At 59.9% G+C, this 7,847-nt stretch carries 9 protein-coding genes; 5 read left to right on the top strand and 4 right to left on the bottom strand.

Annotation, left to right across the window (positions count from 1 at the left end):
• From PMI11_RS31220 to PMI11_RS31205, 4 genes are all read left to right on the top strand, one after another.
• A partial coding sequence (locus PMI11_RS31220) for a 4Fe-4S dicluster domain-containing protein (RefSeq protein ID WP_007825461.1) occupies positions 1 to 596 on the top strand: 596 nt, incomplete at its 5' end.
• Between the two features lie 24 nt (positions 597 to 620).
• Positions 621 to 815, top strand: a complete 195-nt coding sequence (locus tag PMI11_RS31215; protein WP_007825459.1) for a hypothetical protein — start codon at positions 621 to 623, stop codon at positions 813 to 815.
• A 90-nt stretch (positions 816 to 905) separates the two neighbouring features.
• Positions 906 to 2,087, top strand: coding sequence for an acetyl-CoA C-acetyltransferase (locus PMI11_RS31210; RefSeq protein ID WP_007825457.1), 1,182 nt, complete (start codon positions 906 to 908; stop codon positions 2,085 to 2,087).
• 67 nt (positions 2,088 to 2,154) lie between these two features.
• Positions 2,155 to 2,880, top strand: coding sequence for a beta-ketoacyl-ACP reductase (locus tag PMI11_RS31205; protein ID WP_007825455.1), 726 nt, complete (start codon positions 2,155 to 2,157; stop codon positions 2,878 to 2,880).
• A gap of 2 nt (positions 2,881 to 2,882) precedes the next feature.
• On the opposite strand, the gene PMI11_RS38455 is transcribed toward PMI11_RS31205, so the two are convergent.
• From PMI11_RS38455 to PMI11_RS36910, 4 genes are all read right to left on the bottom strand, one after another.
• Positions 2,883 to 3,008: a hypothetical protein gene (locus tag PMI11_RS38455; protein WP_007825454.1), complete on the bottom strand. Its 126-nt coding sequence runs from the start codon at positions 3,006 to 3,008 to the stop codon at positions 2,883 to 2,885.
• 66 nt (positions 3,009 to 3,074) lie between these two features.
• The gene (locus tag PMI11_RS37825; RefSeq protein ID WP_007825453.1) at positions 3,075 to 3,221 is read right to left on the bottom strand and encodes a hypothetical protein; all 147 of its coding nucleotides are present in this window, start codon (positions 3,219 to 3,221) and stop codon (positions 3,075 to 3,077) included.
• Between the two features lie 193 nt (positions 3,222 to 3,414).
• On the bottom strand, positions 3,415 to 3,669 hold the full coding sequence (locus PMI11_RS31200) for a YMGG-like glycine zipper-containing protein (RefSeq protein WP_007825452.1): 255 nt from the start codon (positions 3,667 to 3,669) through the stop codon (positions 3,415 to 3,417).
• Between the two features lie 25 nt (positions 3,670 to 3,694).
• Positions 3,695 to 3,850, bottom strand: a complete 156-nt coding sequence (locus PMI11_RS36910; RefSeq protein WP_007825451.1) for a DUF3309 family protein — start codon at positions 3,848 to 3,850, stop codon at positions 3,695 to 3,697.
• A gap of 857 nt (positions 3,851 to 4,707) precedes the next feature.
• Between PMI11_RS36910 and PMI11_RS31195 the strand changes: the two genes are divergently transcribed.
• On the top strand, positions 4,708 to 7,845 hold the full coding sequence (locus tag PMI11_RS31195; protein WP_007825450.1) for a helicase-related protein: 3,138 nt from the start codon (positions 4,708 to 4,710) through the stop codon (positions 7,843 to 7,845).
• Positions 7,846 to 7,847: the final 2 nt, after the last annotated feature.

The raw sequence follows: 7,847 nt of genomic DNA, 5'->3' as shown, positions 1-7,847 counted from the left end.
CCGAGGCGATTGCTGCCGGCCGCGCCAATGACGAAGTGGCCGAGATCGAGACCGACTGGCGCAAGAGCGATATCGGCAAGGATCTGAAGCGCGTGCGCAACGTCAAGCCGCTCTGGTCGAAATTCGGCACAGCCTTGGGCGTCGCCCTTGGCGGTCTCGACATGTGGACCAACCAGCTCTTCGGCTTCTCCTTCTTCGGCACGCTTGGTCACGGCAAGACCGATGCCGCCTCGCTGGAGCCGGCTTCACAGCACAAGAAGATCGATTATCCGAAGCCCGACGGTGTCCTGACCTTCGACCGCTTGTCCTCCGTCTTCCTGTCCAACACCAACCATGAGGAGGATCAGCCGGTCCACCTTCAGGTCAAGGACATGGCCCTGCAGAAGTCGTCCGAGCACGATATCTATGCCGGCCCGTCGACGCGCTACTGTCCGGCCGGCGTCTATGAATGGGTGGAGAAGGACGGCAAAGAGACCTTCGTCATCAACGCCCAGAACTGCGTCCACTGCAAGACCTGCGATATCAAGGATCCCAACCAGAACATCAACTGGGTGCCGCCGCAGGGCGGCGAGGGGCCGGTCTATCCGAATATGTGACCAATGAGCCAATGTGAGGCCGTTATGAACAATCTTATCAGCAGATGGCTGCAATGCCGGATACGTCGGCGTTGCAGCGGCTCCATCTATGAAAAAACTGCGCGCGGCGCGTCAGAGACGGGCGGCGCGAACTGCGTCGAGGACGACCACCTCCGCCTCGTCGCCGTTCTCGTCAACGAGATCTATATCGAAGAAAAAATGATGGGGACGGAACGATAGGCGGGGCTCTTCCACACTGCAAGATCACAGTCCCAACATGCAGCAGTCCATCTGTGGCACACGTCGTTCCTTGAAAACCAGGAGTATTCCATGAGCAGTTCATCCGTCGTCATCGCCAGCGCAGCGCGTACCGCTGTCGGTTCCTTCAACGGTGCTTTCGGCACAATTCCCGCTCACGAGCTCGGCGCAGCCGCCATCAAGGGCGCGCTGGAGCGGGCAAGTGTTTCCCCTGAAGACGTAGACGAGGTCATCCTTGGCCAGGTCCTGCAGGCCGGCGAGGGCCAGAACCCCGCTCGCCAGGCGGCGATGAAGGCCGGTGTTCCCAAGGAGGCGACGGCCTGGAGCGTCAATCAGCTCTGCGGTTCCGGTCTGCGTGCCGTTGCACTCGGCATGCAACAGATCGCGCTCGGCGATGCGAAGATCATCGTCGCCGGCGGTCAGGAATCCATGTCGATGGCGCCACACGCGGCGCATTTGCGCAGCGGCGTGAAGATGGGCGACATGAAGATGATCGACACCATGATCAAGGACGGCCTAACCGACGCCTTTTACGGCTATCACATGGGCGTTACTGCTGAAAATATCGCACGCCAATGGCAGCTTTCCCGTGACGACCAGGACCAGTTCGCCGTCAGCTCGCAGAACAAGGCCGAAGCCGCGCAGAAGGCTGGCCGCTTCAGGGACGAAATCGTTCCCTTCGTCATTCAGGGCCGCAAGGGTGACGTAACCGTCGATGCCGACGAATATATCCGCCACGGCGCGACGCTGGAGGCTATGGCCAAGCTGCGGCCCGCCTTCGACAAGGATGGCACGGTGACCGCGGCGAATGCCTCCGGTCTCAACGACGGCGCTGCCGCAGCCGTACTGATGAGCGAAGCGGAAGCGTCGCGACGCGGCATCCAGCCGCTTGCCCGCATCGTTTCTTGGGCAACAGCCGGTGTCGATCCGCAGGTCATGGGGACTGGTCCGATCCCCGCTTCCCGCAAGGCACTGGAAAAGGCCGGTTGGTCCGTCGGCGATCTAGACCTCGTCGAGGCCAATGAAGCCTTCGCGGCCCAAGCCTGCGCCGTGAACAAGGATCTCGGCTGGGATCCTAATATCGTCAACGTCAATGGCGGCGCGATTGCGATCGGTCATCCGATCGGCGCTTCGGGTGCGCGCGTCCTCAATACGCTCCTCTTCGAAATGAAGCGCCGCGGCGCCAAAAGGGGTCTCGCCACGCTATGCATTGGCGGTGGCATGGGTGTCGCGATGTGCTTCGAGGCAATGTAAATAGCGTACAATGCATGTTTCTTGAGGCCCGTCCGAGAGCGGGCTGACAACAACAGGGGAGCGGAACATGAGCAGAGTGGCTCTGGTCACTGGGGGTACGCGCGGCATTGGCGCGGCAATTTCGATGGCGCTAAAGAATGCCGGCTATAAGGTTGCCGCCAACTATGCCGGCAATGATGAAAGGGCCAAGGCATTTCACGATGTTACCGGCGTGCCGGTCTTCAAGTGGGACGTGTCCGACTATGTTGCCTGCGGCGAAGGTATCGCAAGGGTCCAGGCCGAACTCGGCCCGGTCGAGATCCTCGTCAATAATGCCGGCATCACGCGCGATGCGATGTTTCACAAGATGACGCCGCAGCAGTGGCATGAGGTGATCAATACCAACCTCACCGGTCTCTTCAACATGACGCACCATGTCTGGAGCGGCATGCGTGACCGCAGCTTCGGCCGCATCGTCAATATCTCCTCCATCAACGGCCAGAAGGGCCAGATGGGGCAGGTGAACTATTCTGCCGCCAAAGCCGGCGACCTCGGATTTACCAAGGCGCTTGCCCAGGAAGGTGCGGCCAAGAACATCACCGTCAATGCCATCTGCCCCGGTTATATTGGGACGGAAATGGTGCTTGCGGTGCCGGAAAAGGTGCTGAATGAGAAGATCATTCCGCAAATCCCGGTTGGGCGCCTCGGCGAACCCGAGGAGATCGCGCGGTGCGTGACCTTCCTCATTTCCGACGATGCCGGGTTTATTACCGGTTCGACGTTGACGGCCAATGGCGGTCAGTTCTTCGTCTGAACCTATTTCTTCTGGCTGTGGGCGTAGTTGCTCGGGAAGCTGCCGGCACTGTCATAGGGGCCGGCAGATGCGCCATAGGCCGCGAGGGCAATGGTGATGAGGGCGGCGATTGCGATGATCCTGTTCATGGTCGTGTCTCCCTGCGGACGGGCACTCGGATAGTTGCCGTCACGCGGTTCGGTTCATTGATGCTGTCAGGCGTTTGGATGACGCCGTCTATTGGCTTTGACGGGCACTTTCTGGACGGCGCGGTCCTGGCTGCGGAGGGCAGCGACAGCCGTCGTGAGGAAAACCGAGGCGATCAGGACGGCGACGGCGGAATTCAGGAAAATCTGGGCCATGGTAGCGTTCCTTTTCATTCACGGGCGGCACATGCTCTGCCCCTGTGATGTTGAAAGGAATATGCGCCTGGTCCTGGCGGCGCGGTAGATTTGACTTCAGCGACCGATCGTCAACGCCGCGTTGACGACAAAAGCGCGCAAGAAAAACGGGCGCCGAAGCGCCCGTTCAAAATTTCCGATGGGCCGATGCTGATTAGCGGCAACGCGCTTCGTAGCGGCGACCGTAGCGGTCGCGATAGATGCAGTAGCCGCGGCGTTCGACCGACTGGCCGATCAGTGCGCCTGTCAGGCCGCCGGCGACTGCGCCGACTGCCGCGCCACCCCAGCTGTTGCTGACGGCGCCGCCGATGATGGCGCCAGTGCCCGCACCAATCGCCGTGCCCTGCTCCGTCGGGGTGCAGGAGGCGAGAGCGCCAATGAGAGCGCAGCTAAGAACAATCTTTTTCATGTCTAACTCCCCAGGTTACCGGCCTTTAAATTCGGCCCATCAGTACAAGAATGATAATGATGACGAGAACTAACCCCAAACCACCGGAAGGTCCATAGCCCCAGCCGCGGCTATAACCCCAATTCGGCAAGGCGCCGACCAATAACAGAATAAGGATAATAAGAAGTATCGTGCCAAGCATGGTGTTTGTCCTGCCTCATTCTCATTTCGACTGGACTAGAAACCCGCATCCGCGATTTTTGTTCCCGGCTAAACTCTCAGAATATCACGGCGGCGTGATCGCCCTTTGCGACAGAGGCCGAATTTAGCCGGTTCCTTCGAAAGCAAGTCGGCGAAATGCTATCGGAATTTTCCGATTATGGTTAAAATCCTCTTTTAATACAATATGTTGCGGTGAACAAAGCGAGAAAATGAAGATGTCTCCGATTCGTCGGCGATTCGTTCCGGCTTTGATCAGCCGTGACTTTCATCGGCCTACCGGCGCCGGTCTGTTTAAGGCTCCGTAAATTCGGCATGCAAAAGATTAACGCGATCCGAGAGCGCGGAATGGCTGCGGCAAACCCGGAACCTGTATCTTGGGATCGGTGGCGAAAACGCCACAAGATCTCGCCGTGAACGAAAAGGGAAAACCTCGAGATCGGCGATTCGTCTCCGATTCGTTCCGGCTTTGGTCGAAGCGTTAATTTCGGGCTTGGCCTTTGTGTTTTTACGATGCGGCAAGAAGCGTTAAAAACGGTTGCCAGCATTTGTTCTCAGGCGAGTCTAGAGATTCAGCATCTAGTGTAAAAAGCGATTCAAAATCAATACTTAGCCGTGAACAAAAGCTGAATCAGCCGGAGTCAGCGATTCGTCTCCGATTCGTTCTCAAGCTGTTCCGAATCTTAAATCAAGGACTTAGCGGGCTGTGACTTCCGTGCTCAATCCAAAGTCTATTTCAAATCTGCCCTTGCGTTTGAAGCTTCGGCTGTCCATGTGTTCTGTGCCTCATTGGCAGCTCCGACTTGACCCTGGGGCGTCACCGCCTCACTTGCATGGAACATGACCCTGACTTCGCAGCCGATGATACTGAGCGGGCGCGGCGTGACCGCGGTGCTCGGGCCGACCAATACCGGCAAGACCCATTATGCGATCGAACGCATGGTGGCGCATGGTACGGGTGTCATCGGCCTGCCGCTCCGCCTGCTGGCGCGCGAAGTCTATACGCGCGTGGTCGAAAAGGTCGGCGCCCAGAACGTGGCGCTGGTGACCGGCGAAGAAAAGATCTCGCCGCCGAATGCGCGTTTCTCCGTCTGTACGGTCGAAGCCATGCCACGGGAAACCAAGGCCGCCTTCGTTGCTATCGATGAAGTGCAGCTCGCGGGAGATCTCGAGCGCGGCCATATCTTTACAGACCGTATCCTGCATCTGCGCGGCCGCGAGGAGACGCTTCTGCTGGGTGCAGCCACTATGCGGCCGATCCTGCAGCAGCTTCTGCCGGGGATTACGGTCACGGAGCGGCCGCGGCTTTCCCACCTTCTTTATGCCGGGCAGAAGAAGATCACCCGGCTGCCGCAGCGTTCGGCGATCGTCGCCTTCTCGGCGGACGAAGTTTATGCGATTGCAGAACTGATCCGGCGCCAGCGCGGCGGCGCGGCTGTCGTGCTCGGCGCGCTCAGTCCCCGTACCCGCAATGCGCAGGTCGCGCTCTATCAGGAGGGCGACGTCGAATATCTCGTCGCGACCGATGCGATCGGCATGGGTCTTAATCTCGATGTCGACCATGTGGCCTTCGCGCAGGACCGGAAGTTCGACGGTTATCAGTTCCGCAACCTCAACCCCGGCGAACTCGGCCAGATCGCTGGCCGCGCCGGCCGCCATGTGCGTGACGGAACCTTTGGCGTAACGGGCCAGGTTTCTCCCTTCGACGAGGAACTCGTGCAACGCATCGAGGGCCATGAGTTCGACAATATCAAGGTTCTGCAGTGGCGTACCAAGGATCTCGATTTTTCTTCGATACAATCCCTGCGGGCAAGCCTTGAGACCGGGCCCCGTGTGCCGGGTCTGACCCGGGCGCTGCCGGCCGTCGACCAGCAAGCGCTCGAACATTTGTCGCGCTATCCGGAAATTGTTGATCTCGCCAACACGCCGGCGCGGGTCGAAAAGCTCTGGGAGGCTTGCGCTCTGCCGGACTATCGGCGCATAACGCCTGCGCAACATGCCGATCTTATTTCTACCCTCTTTTCCGATCTGGTGCGCTATGGCACGGTGAACGAGCAGTTTCTAGCCGAACAGGTTCACCGTTCGGATCGGACAGATGGAGAAATTGACACGCTTTCGGCGCGAATCGCGCAGATAAGAACCTGGACCTATGTATCGAATCGGCCCGGCTGGCTTGCCGATCCGACACACTGGCAGGAAAAGACGCGGGAAATCGAAGATCGATTGTCCGACGCGTTACATGAAAGGTTGACGAAACGCTTTGTTGATCGCAGGACATCTGTGCTCATGAAGCGCCTGAGAGAGAATGCGATGCTGGAAGCTGAAATCAGTGTGAATGGCGATGTCTTTGTTGAAGGACATCATGTAGGGCAGTTGAGCGGGTTCCGTTTTACGCCTGTTGGTGGAACGGACGGACCGGACGCCAAGGCGGTTCAGGCTGCGTCGCAAAAGGCGCTCGCTCTTGAATTCGAAGCTCGTGCCGCACGCCTGCATGCGGCAGGCAATGCCGATCTGGCGATCGGTTCGGATGGACTCGTCCGTTGGCTCGGCGATCCCGTCGGCCGCCTTTCGGGCAGCGACCATGTGATGCGTCCGCGTGTCATCCTGCTTGCCGACGAGCAGCTCACGGGCAATGCGCGCGACCATGTCGCCGCCCGTATCGAGCGTTTTGTCAATCATCATATCAGCACGGTGCTGAAGCCGCTCGACGACCTGTCGCGCGCCGAAGACCTGCAGGGTCTTGCCAAGGGGCTTGCCTTCCAGCTCGTCGAGAATCTCGGCGTGCTCTTCCGCCGCGACGTGACGGAAGAAGTGAAGTCCCTGGATCAGGATGCGCGCGCCTCCATGCGCCGTTACGGCATTCGCTTCGGCGCTTATCATATCTTCGTGCCGGCGCTTCTGAAGCCGGCGCCGGCGGAGCTCATCACCCTGCTCTGGGCGCTGAAGAATGACGGCCTCGACAAGCCGGGCTACGGCGATCTCATTCCGGTGCTTGCCGCCGGCCGTACCTCCGTGGTCACCGATCCGAGCTTCGAGCGTATGTTCTACAAGCTCGCAGGCTTCCGTTTCCTCGGCAAGCGTGCCGTGCGCATCGACATTCTCGAGCGTCTTGCCGATCTCATCCGTCCGCTCCTGCAGTGGAAGCCGGGTCAGGGCACGCGTCCGGAAGGCGCCTATGACGGTCGCCGCTTCACGACGACGACGGCGATGCTATCCATTCTCGGCGCGACGCTCGAAGACATGGAAGAGATTCTCAAGGGTCTCGGCTACCGCGCCGATGCCGTGAAGGCCGAAGAGGCGGCCGCATTCCTCGCAACGCAGGATGTGGCATCCGCTCCCGCGGCGACGACGACCGAGGCTGCAGCAGAGGAAACTGCTGAAAAGGCGGATCATGACGACGCAGATGGCGCTTCGGAAGAAACGCTTGCCGTCGAAGTCGCATCCGTGGCTGCGGAAACGCCTGCATCTGCCGAAGCTACGACTGAAGCAGGCGAGGCTGAAGCTGAGGCAGCAGAGCCGAAGCCGGTTCTCCTGTGGCGCCTCGGTGGCCGCAACGAAAACCAGCGCCAAGCGCGCGGCCATGGCGACCGCCGCGGCGGACAGGGCCAAGGCCAGGGTCAGGACCGCGGTGAGCGTAACAATCGCCGCCAGGGCGGTGCTGAAGGCGGCGAGAGCCGGGACGGCAATCGCAACAACAACCGCAACCGGGATGGCGGCAATCGCGACGGTAACCGGGAAGGTGGCAATCGCGATGGGGGCAGGCCCCAGCATGCGCGTAATGATCGCAACGAGCAGCGCGGCGACCGTCAGGACCGCGGTGATCGCAAGGATCGTGGCGATCGCAACGACCGTAACAACAACCGCGGCAATTCGCAGCCGCTGCGCTTCGAGGCCAAGCCGCCGCGCAAGGAGAAGCCGATCGATCCGGATTCACCCTTCGCCAAGCTTGCAGCGCTTAAGGAGCAGATGAAGAAGTAATC

Origin of the sequence: Rhizobium sp. CF142, assembly GCF_000281145.1 — a bacterium.
GTDB lineage: Bacteria > Pseudomonadota > Alphaproteobacteria > Rhizobiales > Rhizobiaceae > Rhizobium.
This window is presented reverse-complemented; position numbering and strand designations above follow the sequence as displayed.